The organism is Desulfovibrio piger (assembly GCF_951793255.1).
GTDB lineage: Bacteria > Desulfobacterota > Desulfovibrionia > Desulfovibrionales > Desulfovibrionaceae > Desulfovibrio.
The window spans coordinates 2,434,355-2,450,852 of record NZ_OX636706.1 but is presented as its reverse complement, the minus strand read 5'-3'; the positions used below and the strand labels follow the sequence as shown (position 1 = coordinate 2,450,852).

Here is a 16,498-nt window from a genome sequence, read left to right as displayed (position 1 = left end):
GGTCCCACAGACTAGGCGTTGAGGAGGTCGATGCGGCGCTGATGGCGGCCGCCTTCGAATTCGGTGGACAGGAAGGTATCGACGATGGCAAGCGCCAGCTCCACGCCCGTGACCCGGGCCCCCAGGCACAGCACGTTGGCATTGTTGTGCAGGCGGGTGAAGCGGGCATGCAGTTCCGTGGTGCACAGCGCCGCGCGGATGCCCTTGTGACGGTTGGCCGCTATGGACATGCCGATCCCCGTACCGCAGATCAGGATGCCGGGCACATCTTCGGCTTCGACAGCATTGCACAGGGCGTGGGCGAACACGGGGTAATCGCAGCTTTCCTTGCTGTAGGTGCCGTGGTCGGTGACCGTATAGCCCATCTTTTCCAGATGGGCGCGCAGGGTTTCCTTGAGTTCGATACCGGCGTGGTCACAGGCCATGTGGATGGATTTCATGATCTCTCCTTAGGGTTATTGCTGGGGAGCCGTGTAGCGTTCCAGGGGCAGCACCGGGGTGCTGTCCGGCAGAAGCAGACTCAGCTGTTCGTTATTGAAAGGAGCCGGGGCCTGACGTTCCTTGACCAGCAGCACGGCCGTCTGGCCGTCGGGGTGGCGCAGGCTCACGCGACGGGGCAGACCGGCCTCGTCATACGCGATGGCCATGCTCCAGCCGCGACTGCCGTTTTCCTGCCAGGCCACAGCCTGGCCCTGGGCGTCGATCTCCAGAAGGCCGCCCACGGCAGAAGAAAGGGTAAAACCGACATGGCCGTTGGCAAGGGCCTGGCTGTCGGAGTAACGGTCACCGAAGACCGTCACGAGACGGCCGTTGAGCAGGGCCGCCAGCTCATCCAGGGCAAAAGGCACCGGTACGCCGACGCGCAGCAGGGGCTTGTTGCTGCCCTGATGGAAAAAGGCCCGGTTTTCCGTGGGACTGTACACGAGGAACTCATCGCCGGATTCCCAGATCTTGGCCACCACGGCCCCGATACCGGCCATGACGTCCATGCGCAGGCTCCGGCTGTCATTGCCCCAGAGCAGGGCCGTGACACGCCGGGTATCGCCCTCCGTACCAAAACGCAGACTGGCGTTCAAAAGATAAGGGGCTTCCTTGACGGCTCCGCTGCGGGCCACGAAGGCCTGCCAGCGGTCGGCGCTGTCGGCAGGCGGCACGGTGGAAGGCTGGCGGGCACAGGCCGAAGCCATGAACATCAGGACGATGAGACAAAGGATCTTTTTCATAGGTCCCCCAGACGCTGGCGCAGGGATTCCGCATTGGCGGGTTTGAGTTTCAGGGCCTGTTCGTAGGCCTTGCGGGCTTCCTCTTTCTGGCCCGCGGCGGCGGCGATATCGCCGTAATGTTCCAGTATCTCGGCTTCAGGCGAGGGGACGAGAGCCACCGCACGCCGGATGTTCTGCAGGGCCTCTTCCGTACGGCCCAGGCGGAACAGGGCCCAGGCCAGGGAATCCACGATGAAGAACTGGTCAGGGGCCAGACGGTCGGCCCGCTGCAGCAGCTCCAGGGCGTGTTCCAGATCCTTCCCCTGTACGGCCAGGCTGTAGCCCACATAGTTCAGGGCCTGATAGTGCTCCGGATGGCTGGCGATGATGCCCTGCATGACCTTCATGGCTTCATCGCGCTTGCCGAGGCTGTCCAGAAGGCTGCCGAGGGTAAAGGCCAGTTCCGAGCTTTCCGGGACGATCTCCACGGCCTGACGGGCCCTGGCCAGGGCCTCGTCCATGGCCTTGAGACGGGCCAGCAGACGGACCTCCAGCAACAGCAGGGTCTCGTTGCGGGCATGGCGCTGCTGCAGATTGCGCACGGAGGCCAGCGCCTCCTGTTCCTTGCCCGCATCGGCCAGGATCTGGGCTTTCAGCCCTTCCGCCTGCACGGCCGTGGGACTGCTGGCCGGGATCCGGGCCAGCCAGCTCAGGGCCAGCTCCGTGTCACGGCGCTGGTCGCGGGCGATGCCGGCCAGCATCAGGAAAACGTCAGGCGGTACGCCCGGCTCGTCCAGCATCTCCTTGAGCAGCCGCTCTGCCTGCAAATAATGGCGGCTTTCCAGGAACATGCTGATGGCGGTGAGCTTGAACGCCGCGGCATCCGGGCCCTTGCGGAAATATTTCAGGGCCTTTTCCGGCTGGTTGAGACGCAGCGAAAGGTGGACGAGGCGCAGGCATACATCCTGCTCGGAGACCTGGAGCTTGAGCAGCTTTTCGTAGATGGTGCGGGCCTCGTTCCACTGCTTTTGCTGTTCGTAGGCATAGGCCAGTTCCACCAGGGCCTCGACAAAGTCCGGCATGGCCTGGATGGCCTTCTGGAGCAGCGGGATGGCTTCCGCACGGCGCTGCATTCCGATCAGGGCCCGGGCATGGTAATAATCCACCATGGGCGTCCGTTCACCGGCAGCGATACTGCCGATGTGCTTTTCCGCCTCATCGAATCTTTTGGCCTTGACCAGCAGCAGGATCAGCTCCATGCGGGCATCCAGGGAGTCGGGATGCCGCGCCACGAAGGCCCGGATCTGCTCCAGGCCCTGTTCCGTCTTGCCGTGGGCCGCCAAGGCCTCGGCGCTGAACAGATTGAGGGGCAGATCGTCGGGCCAGACCTGCAGGCCCAGCTCCAGCAGGGGCAGCACCTTTTCCGAACGGCGGCTGTCCAGCCACAGGGCGCCTTCCAGCCAGGCCTTGGCAGGCAGGGTGCCGCCGGTCATCTGCTGGGCCGCCTGCAGGAGCAGTTCTTCATCCTCGTCGGCAAGGGCCTGCATATAAAGGAGATAGGCGTAGGTATCCTTGGCGGCCGGCGAAAGCTCTTTTTCCTCGGGCAGGATCTCGATGCCCTGGAAAAAGGGGGAAGCGGCCCCGCTCCGGGGCTGGGTGGAGGCACAGCCGCCGCATCCCAGCAGGGAAAGGGACAGCGAACCGCTCAGCAGGGCAGAGCAGAGCAGGAGGATGGTCTTGTTTCTCATAGATTATTGAATCCAGGCGTCGGAAAAGTCCTTGATGTCCAGGGCCAGATGCTGGCGGATCTTCTCCAGAAGACGGGCTTCCAGCTGGCGCACGCGTTCGCGGGTCACGTTATATCGTTCACCGATCTCGCGCAAGGTGACGGGGTCATCTGTCAGCAGCCGGTTCTGCAGGATATAGAGTTCCTTCTCGTTGAGCTTGGGCAGGATGGTCTTGAGCTTTTCGCGCAGCAGCTCCGCCACTTCGGAATCCCCCAGACTGTCCTCGATGCCCGGTCCCAGGGCCGGAAGGAAGTCCATGCGGGTGGCGCCGCCAGCATCTTCCCCCACCTGGGCGTTGAGGGAAAGGTCGTTGGCGGCAAGGCGCTGATCCATCTCCGTGATCTGTTCTTCACTGACGCCCAGACGCTCGGAGAGCATGGCGGCGTCGGGATCGAAGCCCTGGGCGATCAGCTTTTGCCGTTCACGGTTGAGATTGTAGAACAGCTTTCGCTGCACCTGGGTGGTGCCGATCTTGACCATGCGCCAGTTATCCATGATGAACTTGAGGATGTAGGCCTTGATCCAGAAAGAGGCGTAGTAGGAGAACTTGATGCCCTTGTCGGGGTCGAACTTGTTGACGGCCCGCATGAGGCCCACATTGCCTTCCTGGACGAGGTCGAGGACGTTCTGCATCCAGCGGCGCTGGAAGTCCATGGCGATGCGTACCACAAGGCGCAGATGCGACGAGACCAGCCGGAAGGCGGCGTCGGGGTCGTTGTGATCGCGCACCCGCACGGCCAGCTCGTGCTCTTCCTCGGGCTTGAGCATGGGGAAGCGGCTCACCTCGCGCAGGTAAAGCTGCAAACTGTCCCGGCCGCCGGTGGACGGCAGGCGGGGCATGGACGGCGCAGGGAGGCTGGATTCGTCATGGCTGCCTTCGGTAAGCAGCATGGGGCCGTCGTCGCCCACATCCAGAATCTCGCCCTGGTCGAGGCTGTCCTCATCGAGTTCTTCCAGCGAGTCCAGAGAGCTGTCTTCGTCTGCGGCATCCAGGACTTCCACGTCCGCCACAGGCGCGGAAGAAGGGTGATCGGGGACATTCTTGTTGTTTTTCTTCATTATTTTCCTCAGGGGGCTGATGACATCCCTGATGTCGGTGTAGCCCCATGCTATAGTTTTGATTTGTCCTTTTCAATGATTTTCAGTAGTAAAAGCCTTGCGGCTGCCTTGCAGCCGGCCCTTTGACGGGCAGATGCCACATTTTATTACAAAGGCTGGGTACAGGAATGAAATTTGTTCAGCGCCTTGCGGAAAGGCGCCCGTTGTTGCTCGATGGCGCCATGGGGACCATGTTGCAGGCTTCCGGCCTGCCGGCCGGGGTGAGCCCGGAAGAGTTCTGCATGGAGCGACCGGATATCCTTCAGGGTATCCACAAAGCCTATCTCGATGCAGGAGTGGACATCATCACTTCGTGCACGTTCGGCGGCAATCCCTGCAAACTCCCGGCCTCCCTGGATGTTTTTACGTTCAACAAGCGTATGGTGGAGACCGCGCGCGCCGCGGCCGCCCAAGCCGGGCGTCCTGTCTTCGTAGCCGGCAACGTGGGCCCGAGCGGTCATTTTGCCCGTCCGCTGGGCGATATGGAGCCTGAGGAACTCATCAAGGCCTTCTCGGAACAGATCCGCGGCCTCGTGGCCGGCGGGGCGGACCTCATCTTCATCGAGACCCAGTTCGACCTGGCCGAAGCCAGGGCCGCCGTGACGGCTGCGCGTCAGGTCTGCGACCTGCCCGTCATGGTCTCCATGACTTTCGAGCAGGGCGTCAGCCTGACGGGCTCTTCGCCCACCATCTTTGCCGAGACCATGCAGAACATGGGCGTGGCGGCCCTGGGCACCAACTGCAGTCTGGGGCCGGATCAGATGCTGCCCGTGGTGGAAGAGCTGCTGTCCGTCTGTTCCTGCCCCGTCGTCGCGGAACCCAATGCCGGTCTGCCGGAGCTGCGCGGCTCGGAGACCGTCTTCCCTCTGGGGCCGGAGGCCTTTGCCCAGAAAACGGCGGCCTTCGCCGCCCGCGGGGCACGGGTGCTGGGCGGCTGCTGCGGCACCACGCCCCAGCATCTGGCGGCCCTGCGTCAGGCCCTGGAAAGCGTGACCTGCGACGAGCGTCCGGTGGTCAGCCCTTCGGGCATCTGCCTGACCAGCCGTTCGCAGCTCCTGCGCCTGGGAGAAGGGCAGCCGTTCAGCGTCATCGGCGAGCGCATCAATCCCACGGGCAAGAAGGAACTGACCCGCCAGCTGCAGGCCGGGCAGTTCGATGAGGCCTTCCGCCTGGCCGATGAGCAGCTGCAGGCCGGGGCCCGCATCCTTGATGTGAACGTGGGCGCCTCTCTGGTGGACGAGACCGTGCTCCTGCCCGATCTGGTGCAGCGTCTGGTCTCCCGGGTGGACGTGCCCCTGTCGCTGGATTCTTCCAATGCGCAGGCCATCGCCCGTGCCTTGCCCTACTGTCCGGGTTCCTTCCTTGTCAATTCCATCAGCGGCGAAGCCGGGCGCATGGAGCTGCTGGGGCCTGTCTGCCGCGATTTCGGCGCGCCCTTCATCCTGCTTCCCCTGCAGGGGACGAAACTGCCCGTCCGGGCCTCCGAGCGTATCGCCATCGTGGAAAAGCTGCTGGAGCAGGCCGACTCCCTGGGCATCCCCCGCCGTCTGGTGATGGTGGACATCCTGGCCCTGTCGGTGTCCTCCAAGCCTGAAGGCGCCCTGCAATGCCTTGAGATGGTCCGCTGGTGCCGCAGCCAGGGTCTGGCGACCACACTGGGACTTTCCAACGTTTCGTTCGGCCTGCCTGCCCGCGACCTGCTCAATGCCACCTTCATGGCCATGTGCGCGGGCGCCGGTCTGTCCTCCTGCATCGCCAATCCTTCCGCTCCCCGTCTGCATGAGGCCTGCGATGCCGTGGCCGTGCTGCAGGGGAGCGACAGCAACGCCGGTTCGTTCATCGCCTCCTATGCCGGCTGGAAGGCCAGCGGCGGTGTGGTCAGGGCCGGCAAGGGTCCGGGCGCCGCTGCCGAGACCCTGGGAGATGCCGTCCTTTTCGGCGATCTGGAAAACGTGCTGCCCCTGCTGGAAAAGGAACTGGCCGCCGGTGCCGAGCCTTTCGCCCTGGTGCAGGACTTCCTGATCCCGGCCATCACCGAAGTGGGGACGCGCTATGAGCGCCGGGAGTACTTCCTGCCGCAGCTCATCCGCGCGGCGGAGACCATGCAGAAGGCCTTTGCCCACCTCAAGCCCCTGCTGGAGAAGAGCCGCGGCCCCGAGGAACGTCCCGTGATCGTCATGGCCACTGTGGAAGGGGACATCCACGATATCGGCAAGAACATCGTCTGCCTGCTGCTGGGCAACCACGGATTCGACGTCATCGACGCCGGCAAGGATGTCCCGGCGGAGCAGATTGTCGCTTGCGCTTTGGAACATAAGGCGCGTATCATCGGCCTGTCGGCTCTGATGACCACGACCATGGTACGGATGGAAGATACCATCCGTCTGGTGCGGGAGCGCAATCTCCCCATCAAGGTGCTGGTGGGCGGCGCTGCCGTGACCCAGGCCTTTGCCGATGCCATCGGTGCGGATGCCTATTGCGAAGATGCGGTCAGCGCAGTGCGGGCCGCCAAACAGTTTGTCACAGGATAATCCCATGAAGCGATTTATTTTGCCCCTGCTGCTTCTGACCCTGTTCCTGCCCTGCCTGGCGCAGGCCCAGGAGTACAAGACCGTGGGGCTCAAGGACCTGACCTCCATAGTGGCCCAGAACAAGGGCAAGGTCGTCATGCTCAACTTCTTCGCCACCTGGTGCCCCCCCTGCCGTGAGGAGATCCCGGATCTTGTCAGCCTGGCGCCCAAGTACGAGGGCAAGGTCGTCATCGTGGGCCTTTCGGTGGATGAGGACGCGAGCACGCTCCCGGCCTTCCTCAAGCGGCTGAAGGTCGACTACCCTGTGTACAGGGCCAGTGAAGACGTGATCCGCGCCTTCAACGTGCGCACCATCCCGCACAATGTTTTTTACGGCAAGAACGGACGTCTGGCTCTGATGGGGTCGGGCATGGTCTCGAAAAAAGAACTGACGGAAATCTTTGATTCTCTCGGAGAGCAAAAATAATGAGCGACACCTACACGGTACGCCGTGCGACCATGGACGATGTGAAGGATATCCATGCCCTGCTGATGGAAAATGCGCGCAAGGGCCTGCTGCTGCCCCGTGCGCTGATCTTTCTGTACGGCCATGTCCGTAATTTCCTGGTCATCGACGACCCCCGGGGCGGCCTGGCCGCCTGTTGCGCCCTGGCGCCTGTCTGGGAGGATCTGGCCGAAGTCTGCTCCCTGGCCGTGCGCGAAGATCTGCGCAAGCAGGGCCTGGGCCGCAAGATCGTGATGGCCTGTGTCGATGACTGTCGCATCCTGCACCTCAAGAAAGTCTTCTCCCTGACGTATCAGGCGGCTTTCTTTGAGCGCATCGGTTTCCATGAGGTGGACAAGGGCGTCCTGCCCCAGAAGATCTGGGCCGACTGCGTGCATTGCGCCAAGTACCCCGACTGCGACGAAACCGCCATGTTCCTGGAGCTCGATTAAGATGAACGCCATCAAGGAACGCAAGATCGTCTATACCTCCGGCCAGATCGCCGAACGCGTGCGTGCCATGGCCGCCGAGATCGATGCCTTTTACGGTGATGAGCCCCTGGTGGCCGTATGCGTCCTCAAGGGCGCTGTGTTCTTCTTCACCGACCTCGTCCGGGCCATGCGCTCGGAGAACCTCGAACTGGATTTCGTCCGTCTGTCCAGCTACGGCAAGGGGACGTCCAGTTCCCGCCATGTGGTGTTCAGCAAGGACGTGGCCTGCGACATCACCGGCAAGCATGTGCTGATCGTCGAGGACGTGGTGGACAGCGGCCTGTCCATGCAGTTCCTGATGCGCCAGTTCGAGGCCCGCGGGGCCCGCAGCCTGCGTCTGGCCGCGCTGGTGGACAAGAACGAACGCCGCGAAGTGGACGTGCGCGTCGATTTTGCGGGCTTCAAGCTCGAGGAAGGGTTCATCGTCGGCTACGGCCTTGACTATGCTGAAAAATATCGGGCCCTGCCTGATGTGGAAGAGCTGGTCTTCGAATCCGCCGGGGACTAGCACCTGCCCGCACCTGGAGCCAAATGATGGAAATTCAATGCCCTCACTGCGCCAGCCGTTTCAACCTGCCGGAACATCTTGCCCGGCCGGGTGCGAAATTGCGCTGCTCCGTATGCAAGACGGTCTTTGCCCTGCAATTGCCTGAGCCTGCCCCTGCGCCCATCCCGGATCTTCTGCCGGACGATGTGGAGCAGCCCCGCCCCCGGCGCCGCTGGCTGTTCTGGCTGATGCTGCTGCTTCTGCTGGCCTGCGGCGGTGCCGCTGTCTACTGGTACTGCTGGCATGAGCGCCCCCTGACACCTGTCCAGGGAACGGCAGCCACCGCTGAGAACATCGCCCTGCTGACCATGAAGGACGTGCGCCAGTACTATGTGAACAACGAAAAGATGGGCAAGATCCTGGTCATCGAGGGCAGGGTGGTCAATGAATTCCCCCAGCCCGTGAGCATGATCACCGTGGAAGCCGTGCTTTACGGTCAGGATCAGAAGGTCATCGCCTCCAATCGTCAGACCGCCGGCAACCAGCTGACCCCCTTGCAGCTCTCCGTACTGGACAAGGAAGCCATGGCCAGCCGTCTGGCCGACCCCGAGAAAGAGCAGGGGGCCAATGTGACCCTGCTGCCCGGTGCCAGCGCTCCCTTCATGGTCGTGTTCGACAGCCCGCCCAACGATGTCAGCGAGTTCTACGTCGCCATCGTGGATGCGCAGAAGGGAGTGCCCCTGCCCCGCTAGACATCCCGGCAAAACTGCTCTCAAGCCCCGCAAGGGGCTTTTTTTATGCCCTTGGGATACATCGGTGATGCCGGAAAGCGGGGCGGATAGGCCCCAGAAACTCTGCAATACCGCGAAAGGGCGCATCGTAAAGAACTATGGGAGTCATGTGATAAAAAACACAAATAGTGATGCACAGTCATGACGCAATTCCGCATCATGACTGCATCCGTGACGGCGCGATATTGCAACACACCGAACACAAGAGCTGAACTTTGCTGCACATGCTTGCATGGGCTGCACTTTTTTTTTATTTTTATGCCATGGCTAAAACGAGAGAAGTCTTTATCTGTTCAGCCTGTGGCGCGCAGACCCTGCAATGGCGTGGTCAATGCCCCGGCTGCCATGAGTGGAACACCCTTCAGGCCGCGGCACAGCCCAAGGCCCTGTCCCGCAGCAACACCAGGGTATCCGTCCCTGCGGGCAACCGGCCTGTTCCTTTGCAGGACGTAGCCGAGACCGGGCATCATCCCTATCCCAGCGGCATCGCCTCACTGGACAGGGTGCTGGGCAAGGGTCTGGTGCCGGGTGCGGCCATCCTCATCGGCGGCGAGCCGGGCATCGGCAAATCCACCCTGCTGCTGCAGGTGGCTGGGCTGGTCGCTGCCCAGGGGGGCAGAGTGCTTTATGCCAGCGGCGAAGAATCCCTGCCGCAGATCAAGGCGCGGGGACAGCGGCTCGGCATGCTGCATGACAACCTGCTGGCCATGTCCACCTCCAGTGTGGACGAGGTCATCGCCGCCCTGGAGCTGGCTCCGTCCCGTTTGCTGGTGGTGGACTCGGTACAGACCATGAGCAGCGTCGATGCCGAAGGCCTTCCCGGCAATGTCAATCAGGTGCGTGCCGTGAGCATGGCCCTGCTGGAAGCCTGCCGCCGTCTGGGCGTCACGCTGGTGCTGGTGGGCCATGTGACCAAGGACGGTGTCCTGGCTGGTCCCCGCCTGCTGGAGCATATGGTGGATACCGTCATCTCTCTTGAAGGCGACCGCCGCCAGATGTTCCGCCTGCTGCGCGTCTTCAAAAACCGTTTTGGCCCCAATGAAGAGCTGCTGGTCTTCCGCATGGGGGGCCGGGGCATGGAAGTGGTGGATGACCCCTCCACCTTTTTCCTGGGCGATCGCGACGCCTCCCTCTCCGGCACGGCGGTGGTCATGGCCGTGGACGGGCAGCGCCCGCTGGCGGTGGAAGTGCAGGCCCTGGTGGCCCGGACCTTCCTCAGCATCCCCCGGCGTGCGGCCCTCGGCTTCGATGCCAACCGTCTGCATTTGCTGCTGGCCGTGCTGGAAAAGCGCCTCAAACTCAATTTCGGACAGGTGGACATCTATGCCAAGGTCGGCGGCGGCATGAAGCTGCAGGAGCCCGGGCTGGACCTGGCCCTGGTGGCGGCGGTGCTGTCGTCGTATTATGACGTGCCGCTGCCGGAAAAGTGTGTCCTGTGGGGCGAGGTGGACCTCAACGGTCAGGTGCGGCCCGTGGCCGCCCACGACCTTCGTCTGGCCCAGGCGCGCCGTCTGGGCTTCGAGCCCGTGATCCATCCCGGCAAGGGCGGCATCGCGACCATCGCCGACCTGCAGCAGAAACTCTTTCATCGCAAACAGTGAGCATACCATGGCTCTTGAAATAGAACGCAAATATCTCGAGGTCGATTTCGACAGCTTGCGCCGTCGCCTGCGCCAGTGTGGTGCGCAGGGAGGTGACGTCCATCTGGAGCGGAACCGCATCTATGACCTGCCTGACGGCTCCTTGCGGGCCGGGCATCACCTGCTGCGCCTGCGCTCGCAGGAATGGCCGGACCATGCGCAAAACGTGCTGACGCTCAAGCTGCCGCCCGTCTCCGCGCCGGATGCGGCCTTCAAGGTCCGTGAAGAGCGGGAGACCCCCGTCACCGATGCCGCGCAGATGCACAGCATCCTGGAAGGCCTGGGCTATGTGGTCCGTGCCTGCTATGAAAAGATCCGGGAGACCTGGACGCTGGAGCATACCAGTATCGACATGGATATCGTCCCCTTTGCCCGCGTGGTGGAGCTGGAGGGGCCCGAGGAAGAGATCCTGCGTCTGGAAGCTCTGCTGGGACTTGACGATGTCCCGGTTAGTACTCAAAGTTATCATTATCTTCATCAGGAGTGGCGGCAGCGGAATAATCTGCCGCCCGACCTGTCGTTTGTGTTCACGCCCGAAGAACTGGCCCGCTGGCGCCGGGATCTGGGCCTGCCTACCGTGGAGGATAGCCCTCATGGCCGATGAAACCTGGAACGAGCCGGGAACGGATACTGCCACCATCGTCAAGAAGAAGGTCAAGGAACCGGACCGTTATGTGGTCCTGCTCCACAACGACGATTATACCAGCATGGATTTCGTCGTCGGCGTCCTGTGCGACATTTTCCACAAGACACCGGAAGAAGCCACGGCCATCATGCTGGCCGTCCATCAGCAGGGCATCGGCCAGTGCGGCGTCTACACGCATGAGATAGCGGAAACAAAGGTGGCGCTCGTCAGGCGGCGGGCCCGCGCGGCGGGCTTCCCCTTGCGCTGCACCATGGAAAAATATCGTTGAGGATCATATGCTCAGTGCTGCTGTTCAGGAAGTTTTGAAGGTTGCCGTCCAGGAAGTGCAACGCCGCAGGCATGAATTGCTGACGGTGGAGCACATCCTGTTCTCACTGACGACCGTGGCCCCCGGCCGTCTGCTGCTGGAAGGCAGCGGGGCCAGTGTGGCGGTGTTGCGCGAACAGCTGGAAGGCTTTTTCCGTAACGAGATGCAGGTGCTGCCGGATCAGGGCGAGCACGAAGTCCATCAGACCGCCGGTGTGCAGCGGGTGCTCGAACGGGCTCTGGGGCATATCCACGCTTCGGGACGGAGCCAGGTGGAACTGGGCGACCTGTTCGTGGCCATCCTGGATGAAGAGGACAGCTATGCCCACTACTTCCTGACGCGTCAGGGAGTGGATCGTCTGGACGCGCTGACCTTCATCTCGCACGGTATGCCGGAAGGAGGCGGATCCCGGGGCGTATCCCCCGATGCCGCCAGGGAGAAGGAAGAAGGCGAAGCCGGGGAGAACGTTCTGGAAAAGTACGCCACCGAGCTCACCGCCCGTGCCCGTGACGGCAAGATCGACCCCCTGGTGGGCCGTCAGGAAGAACTGGACAGAGCCATCGAGGTCCTGTGCCGCCGCCGCAAGAACAATCCCCTGTTCGTGGGCGATCCCGGCGTGGGCAAGACAGCTCTGGCCGAAGGTCTGGCCCTGCGCATCGCCCAGGGCCAGGTCCCCAAAAAGTTCAAGGACGTCAAGATCTACGCCCTCGATATGGGCCTGATCCTGGCCGGTACCCGTTATCGCGGCGAATTCGAAAGCCGCCTCAAGGCCATCGTGGAAGAACTCAAGAACATCCCGGATGCCGTGGTTTTCATCGACGAGATCCACACCATCGTGGGCGCCGGGGCCACTTCCGGCGGTTCCATGGACGCCTCCAACCTGCTCAAGCCCGTACTGGCCAGCGGGGAGCTGCGCTGCATCGGCTCCACCACCCATGAAGAGTTCCGCAACCACCTGGAAAAAGACCGTGCCCTGACGCGGCGCTTTCAGCGTATCGACGTGGGGGAACCCAATGCCGAGGATTGCTTTGCCATCCTCAGCGGCTTGCAGTCCCATTACGCGGGCCATCACCGCGTGCGCTACAGCGAGACCGTGCTGCGCAGCATCGTGGACCTTTCCAACCGTTATGTCCGTGACCGTCTGCAGCCTGACAAGGCCATCGACGTGATGGACGAAGTGGGGGCCGCCGTGGACCTGCGCCGCAAGGATGAAAAGCGGACGGCCGCCGTCACGGTGTCCGACGTGGAACGCATCGTGGCCCGTATGGCCGGCGTGCCCGTGAGGACGGTCTCGGGGCAGGAGCGGAACCGCCTGGCCAATCTGGAAAAGAACCTCAAGCAGATCGTCTTTGGGCAGGAAGAAGCCGTGGAGCAGACCGTGCGCGCCATCCTGCGTTCGCGTGCGGGCCTGGGGCAGCGTCAGCGGCCCACGGGCGCCTTCCTTTTCTATGGCCCCACCGGGGTGGGCAAGACGGAGCTGGCCCGCGGGCTGGCCCAGACCATGGGCGTGGAGTTCCTGCGCTATGACATGAGCGAATACATGGAACCGCACACGGTCTCGCGCCTCATCGGTTCGCCGCCAGGCTATGTGGGCTTCGACCAGGGCGGCCTGCTGACCGAGGCCGTGCGCAAGGCCCCGTATTCCGTGGTCCTGCTGGACGAGATAGAAAAGGCCCATCCCGACATCTTCAACATCCTGCTGCAGGTCATGGACTACGGTACCCTCACGGACAATTCCGGCCGCAAGACGGACTTTTCCCACACGGTGCTCATCATGACTTCCAATGCCGGGACGTTCGAGATGTCCAAGGCCAGCATAGGCTTTGGCAAGGCCGCGCCCGAAGATGCGGCCCGCAAGGCCCTGGGGGCTGTGGAACGGTTGTTCACGCCCGAATTCCGCAACCGTCTCGATGCCATGATCCCGTTCCGGGCCCTCACGCCTGCCATGATGCAGCGTATCGTGGACAAGTTCCTGCGTGAGATCGGGAACAGCCTTGCGGAACAGCAGGTCACGCTGGCCTCTACGCCCCGTGCCCGTGCCTGGCTGGCGGAAAAGGGCTATGATCCCGCCATGGGCGCGCGTCCGCTGCGGCGTTTGCTGCGCAGCCGGGTGGAAGACGCCCTGGCCGGTGAGCTGCTCTTCGGCCGTCTGCGCCACGGCGGGCTCGTCCGCCTGGGGGTCAAGGACAATGAACTCGTACTCCAGTTCCCTGACGCGGCCCCTGCACAGGGCGCGGAAGCGGAGGAGGGGGATGACGGCCGCAACGATGCGTAAGCAGATAGCCCTGTATGCGGCGCAGTTCCCCTCGCCGGGATGCTGCACCGCGGAAGGGATATTGTGTGCCGGTGGCGACCTGCTGCCGGCACGTCTGCTGGCAGCCTACAGCCGGGGCATTTTTCCCTGGTACGGTGAGGACATGCCCCTGCTGTGGTGGTGTCCTGATCCCCGTTGTGTATTGCCGCCGGATGCCTTCCATCTGCCGCGCCGCAGTGCCCGGGCCTTGCGCAACCATCCGTTCGAGCTGCGCATGGATACGGCCTTTTCCCGCGTCATCCGGGCCTGCGCGGCGCCCCGTCGCGACAGTGAAGGGACATGGATACTGCCCGAGATGATAGCGGCCTATGAGCGCCTGCATGCCCTGGGCTATGCCCATTCCGTGGAAGCCTGGCGGGATGGGGAGCTGCTGGGCGGCCTGTACGGTGTGGCCCTGGGGCGGGCCTTTTTCGGGGAATCCATGTTCCACCTCTGTCCCGAAGCTTCGCGGGCGGCCCTTGCGGGCTTGGTGGCGTTCTTGCGCGAACGGGATTTCCTCCTGCTGGATTGTCAGCAGGCCACGCCCCACATGCTGGCCATGGGCGCGCGGGAGATCCCCCGCAAGGAATTCCTGGCGCTCCTGCGGCAGGCTGTGCCCGTCCCTGATCCTGAACCTGTCTCCCAGCTGCCGTGGCAGCCGTGGCGGATGTCTTTTCGCCATGATGCTGCCCTGGGCTGGCTTCCCGACGAGCGATGATGAACCAGTCTCCTTTCAAGCTCCATAGCGCCTATGTCCCCACAGGTGACCAGCCGGAGGCCATCGATTCCCTGGTGGCCAATCTGGAAGCCGGCGTGCCGGAACAGATCCTGCTGGGCGTGACCGGCTCCGGCAAGACCTTCACCATGGCCAATGTCATTGCCCGCTGCGGACGCCCGGCGCTGGTGCTGGCCCCCAACAAGACGCTGGCCGCCCAGCTCTACAACGAGTTCCGCGAATTTTTCCCGCAGAACGCTGTGGAGTATTTCGTCAGTTATTACGACTACTACCAGCCGGAAGCCTATGTGCCCGCCTCGGACACCTACATCGAGAAAGATTCGTCCATCAACGACAATATCGACAAATTGCGCCATGCCGCGACCCATGCCCTGCTGACACGGCGCGACGTGATCATCGTGGCTTCGGTCTCCTGCATCTACGGCCTGGGCTCCCCCGAATTCTACGCCCGCATGATCATCCCGGTGGAAGTGGGGCAGCATATGTCCATGGATGCCCTCATCACCCGCCTGGTGGAAGTCCAGTATGAACGTAACGACTATGACTTCCATCGCGGGACCTTCCGTGTGCGCGGGGACGTGCTGGAGATCATCCCCGCTTACCATCACGAACGGGCCCTGCGCATCGAATTTTTTGGAGATGACATCGACTCCATGCGCGAAGTGGATCCCTTGACCGGGGACGTGCTGGCGGAAGTGGGCAAGACCGTCATCTATCCGGCCAGTCACTTCGTTTCCGCCCAGGACAACCTCAAGCGGACCACGGCCGACATCCGGCAGGAGCTGCTGGAACGACTGACGGCCTTCAAGGCCAGCGGGCGCCTGGTGGAGGCGCAGCGTCTGGAGCAGCGGACCCAGCTTGATCTGGAGATGATCGAGGAGCTGGGCTACTGCAACGGCATCGAAAATTATTCCCGCCATCTGGACGGCCGCAAGGCCGGGGAACCGCCGTCCTGCCTGCTCAACTATTTCCCCGAGGATTTCATCCTGTTCGTGGACGAGTCCCACATCACCGTGCCGCAGGTGGGCGGCATGTTCAAGGGCGACCGCTCGCGCAAGCAGACCCTTGTGGATTATGGTTTCCGCCTGCCCTCGGCCCTGGACAACCGTCCCCTGCAGTTCGACGAGTTCCGTTCCCTGCTGCATCAGGTGGTCTACGTTTCGGCCACACCGGGCAAATACGAGATGGACCAGTCCCAGGGCATCATTTCCGAGCAGATCATCCGGCCCACGGGGCTGGTGGACCCGGAAGTGGAGGTGCGTCCCACCAAGGGGCAGATGGAAGACCTGCTGGGAGAATGCCGGGAACGCATCCGGCGCGGGGAGCGGGTGCTGGTGACCACCCTTACCAAACGCATGGCCGAAGACCTGACCGAGTATTGCTGCAATATGGGCGTCAATGCCCGCTATCTGCATTCGGATATCGACACCCTGGAGCGTTTGCAGATCATCAGGGCCCTGCGGCAAGGGGAATTCGACGTGCTGGTGGGCATCAACCTGCTGCGCGAAGGCCTGGACATCCCCGAGGTCTCGCTGGTCTGTATCCTCGATGCTGACAAGGAAGGCTTCCTGCGTTCCACCGGATCGCTCATCCAGACCTTTGGCCGTGCGGCGCGCAACGTCCACGGGCATGTCATCCTGTATGCCGATGCGGTCACGGCCTCCATGCGCGCGGCCATGGACGAGACCGAACGGCGCCGGGCCAAGCAGACCGCCTATAACACGGAGCACGGCATCACGCCGCGGAGTACCCGAAAAAGTCTTGAATCTCCGCTGGATGCCCTGTATGTGGATACCAGTTCTTCATCCCGGGGCAAGGGCAGGGGGCGTACGTCCCGTCAGGACGATGCCGTGCCCCTGACTGCCGAAGATACCGCGGCGCTGGTCCAGCGTCTGGAAAAAGAGATGCGCGAGGCGGCCCGGGAACTGGAATTCGAGCGTGCCGCCGCCCTGCGGGACCGTATCCGGGCCCTGCGTGAACGCCTTATCGCCCTGCCGGAGTGATC

The 16,498-nt window shown here is 63.0% G+C and carries 15 protein-coding genes; 11 read left to right on the top strand and 4 right to left on the bottom strand.

The window, feature by feature from the left end; translation table 11 throughout:
- Window positions 1-11: 11 nt before the first annotated feature.
- Genes rpiB through Q4I12_RS10895 form a run of 4 tightly spaced genes read right to left on the bottom strand, consistent with a single transcriptional unit; the run spans window position 12 to window position 4,048 of the window.
- Window positions 12-440, bottom strand: coding sequence for a ribose 5-phosphate isomerase B (rpiB, locus tag Q4I12_RS10910; RefSeq protein WP_006005754.1), 429 nt, complete (start codon window positions 438-440; stop codon window positions 12-14).
- Between the two features lie 15 nt (window positions 441-455).
- Entirely contained in the window at window positions 456-1,223 is a 768-nt protein-coding gene (locus tag Q4I12_RS10905) for a hypothetical protein (RefSeq protein WP_168935721.1), read from the bottom strand.
- Entirely contained in the window at window positions 1,220-2,950 is a 1,731-nt protein-coding gene (locus Q4I12_RS10900; RefSeq protein WP_302261561.1) for a tetratricopeptide repeat protein, read from the bottom strand. The genes Q4I12_RS10905 and Q4I12_RS10900 overlap by 4 nt, the downstream gene beginning before the upstream one ends.
- 3 nt (window positions 2,951-2,953) lie before the next feature.
- Entirely contained in the window at window positions 2,954-4,048 is a 1,095-nt protein-coding gene (locus tag Q4I12_RS10895; protein ID WP_006005762.1) for a sigma-70 family RNA polymerase sigma factor, read from the bottom strand.
- Between the two features lie 167 nt (window positions 4,049-4,215).
- On the opposite strand from Q4I12_RS10895, the gene Q4I12_RS10890 reads away from it, so the two are divergent.
- The 11 genes from Q4I12_RS10890 (at window position 4,216) to uvrB (ending at window position 16,496) form a co-directional block, all read left to right on the top strand.
- Entirely contained in the window at window positions 4,216-6,618 is a 2,403-nt protein-coding gene (locus Q4I12_RS10890; RefSeq protein WP_302261560.1) for a homocysteine S-methyltransferase family protein, read from the top strand.
- Window positions 6,619-6,622: 4 nt separating this feature from the next.
- Window positions 6,623-7,084, top strand: coding sequence for a TlpA family protein disulfide reductase (locus tag Q4I12_RS10885; protein ID WP_168935725.1), 462 nt, complete (start codon window positions 6,623-6,625; stop codon window positions 7,082-7,084).
- The gene (locus tag Q4I12_RS10880; RefSeq protein WP_289616020.1) at window positions 7,084-7,554 is read left to right on the top strand and encodes an N-acetyltransferase; all 471 of its coding nucleotides are present in this window, start codon (window positions 7,084-7,086) and stop codon (window positions 7,552-7,554) included. The genes Q4I12_RS10885 and Q4I12_RS10880 overlap by 1 nt, the downstream gene beginning before the upstream one ends.
- A 1-nt stretch (window position 7,555) precedes the next feature.
- Window positions 7,556-8,101, top strand: coding sequence for a hypoxanthine phosphoribosyltransferase (gene hpt, locus Q4I12_RS10875; RefSeq protein ID WP_302261559.1), 546 nt, complete (start codon window positions 7,556-7,558; stop codon window positions 8,099-8,101).
- Between the two features lie 23 nt (window positions 8,102-8,124).
- Complete coding sequence (locus tag Q4I12_RS10870) at window positions 8,125-8,832, top strand: DUF3426 domain-containing protein (protein WP_289616018.1); 708 nt, start codon at window positions 8,125-8,127, stop codon at window positions 8,830-8,832.
- Between the two features lie 302 nt (window positions 8,833-9,134).
- Entirely contained in the window at window positions 9,135-10,472 is a 1,338-nt protein-coding gene (gene radA / locus Q4I12_RS10865; protein WP_302261558.1) for a DNA repair protein RadA, read from the top strand.
- Between the two features lie 7 nt (window positions 10,473-10,479).
- A complete protein-coding gene (locus tag Q4I12_RS10860; protein ID WP_302261557.1) occupies window positions 10,480-11,115 on the top strand; it encodes a class IV adenylate cyclase in 636 nt (211 codons plus the stop codon).
- Entirely contained in the window at window positions 11,105-11,425 is a 321-nt protein-coding gene (gene clpS, locus Q4I12_RS10855; RefSeq protein WP_168935730.1) for an ATP-dependent Clp protease adapter ClpS, read from the top strand. The genes Q4I12_RS10860 and clpS overlap by 11 nt, the downstream gene beginning before the upstream one ends.
- A 7-nt stretch (window positions 11,426-11,432) precedes the next feature.
- Entirely contained in the window at window positions 11,433-13,739 is a 2,307-nt protein-coding gene (clpA, locus tag Q4I12_RS10850; protein WP_302261556.1) for an ATP-dependent Clp protease ATP-binding subunit ClpA, read from the top strand.
- Window positions 13,732-14,475: a leucyl/phenylalanyl-tRNA--protein transferase gene (gene aat / locus Q4I12_RS10845; RefSeq protein WP_204674091.1), complete on the top strand. Its 744-nt coding sequence runs from the start codon at window positions 13,732-13,734 to the stop codon at window positions 14,473-14,475. The genes clpA and aat overlap by 8 nt, the downstream gene beginning before the upstream one ends.
- Window positions 14,475-16,496: an excinuclease ABC subunit UvrB gene (uvrB, locus tag Q4I12_RS10840; RefSeq protein WP_302261555.1), complete on the top strand. Its 2,022-nt coding sequence runs from the start codon at window positions 14,475-14,477 to the stop codon at window positions 16,494-16,496. The genes aat and uvrB overlap by 1 nt, the downstream gene beginning before the upstream one ends.
- Window positions 16,497-16,498 lie beyond the last annotated feature (2 nt).